The organism is Salinivibrio sp. KP-1, from assembly GCF_000968645.1.
Taxonomy (GTDB): Bacteria; Pseudomonadota; Gammaproteobacteria; order Enterobacterales; family Vibrionaceae; genus Salinivibrio; species Salinivibrio siamensis.
Genome location: NZ_LAQR01000019.1, coordinates 1 through 1,003, shown reverse-complemented (window position 1 = coordinate 1,003; position 1,003 = coordinate 1). Strand labels below are relative to the sequence as shown.

General features: G+C 49.5%; 3 tRNA genes and 1 rRNA gene. All 4 read left to right on the top strand.

Going from position 1 to position 1,003, the window contains the following annotated elements:
* Positions 1 to 478 (top strand): 16S ribosomal RNA (locus WN56_RS08555); the annotation flags it as partial.
* A gap of 81 nt (positions 479 to 559) precedes the next feature.
* Positions 560 to 635 (top strand) — tRNA-Glu (locus WN56_RS08550).
* 2 nt (positions 636 to 637) lie between these two features.
* A tRNA-Lys gene (locus tag WN56_RS08545) sits at positions 638 to 713 on the top strand.
* A 9-nt stretch (positions 714 to 722) separates the two neighbouring features.
* Positions 723 to 798: transfer RNA gene (locus WN56_RS08540), tRNA-Val, on the top strand.
* The last annotated feature ends 205 nt before the right edge of the window (positions 799 to 1,003 follow it).

Sequence of the window (1,003 nt, the reverse complement as noted above, 5' to 3'; positions counted from 1 at the left end):
CAGCTCGTGTTGTGAAATGTTGGGTTAAGTCCCGCAACGAGCGCAACCCTTATCCTTGTTTGCCAGCACATAATGGTGGGAACTCCAGGGAGACTGCCGGTGATAAACCGGAGGAAGGTGGGGACGACGTCAAGTCATCATGGCCCTTACGAGTAGGGCTACACACGTGCTACAATGGCAGATACAGAGGGCAGCGAAGCTGCGAAGTGGAGCGAATCCCTTAAAGTTTGTCGTAGTCCGGATTGGAGTCTGCAACTCGACTCCATGAAGTCGGAATCGCTAGTAATCGTGGATCAGAATGCCACGGTGAATACGTTCCCGGGCCTTGTACACACCGCCCGTCACACCATGGGAGTGGGCTGCACCAGAAGTAGATAGCTTAACCTTCGGGAGGGCGTTTACCACGGTGTGGTTCATGACTGGGGTGAAGTCGTAACAAGGTAGCCCTAGGGGAACCTGGGGCTGGATCACCTCCTTACTGACGCTATTTTTGCGAGTGTTCACACAGATTGTATAGGTTAAAGTATTAAAGAGGATATGTTCCCAAACATATCAGCGTGTCCCATTCGTCTAGAGGCCTAGGACACCGCCCTTTCACGGCGGTAACAGGGGTTCGACTCCCCTATGGGACGCCATTGGGTTGTTAGCTCAGTTGGTAGAGCAGTTGACTTTTAATCAATTGGTCACAGGTTCGAATCCTGTACAACCCACCACACTATTGTGGGCGATTAGCTCAGTTGGGAGAGCACCTCCCTTACAAGGAGGGGGTCACTGGTTCGAGCCCGGTATCGCCCACCACGCTTTAAAGGTTTTTGCTTAAGAATCTTTAGAACGTGGTTTATTTAGCAATAAACGACATGCTCTTTAACAATCTGGAAAGCTGACAAGTCATTCTTAAAGAATGACAGTAAAGTTCTCAATCAGTGACAGAAATGTCACTCACACAATCAAGTGTGCTTGGGCTTTGTCTTAGTGATAAGCAAAGTCTCTATTTTGAGTCCGG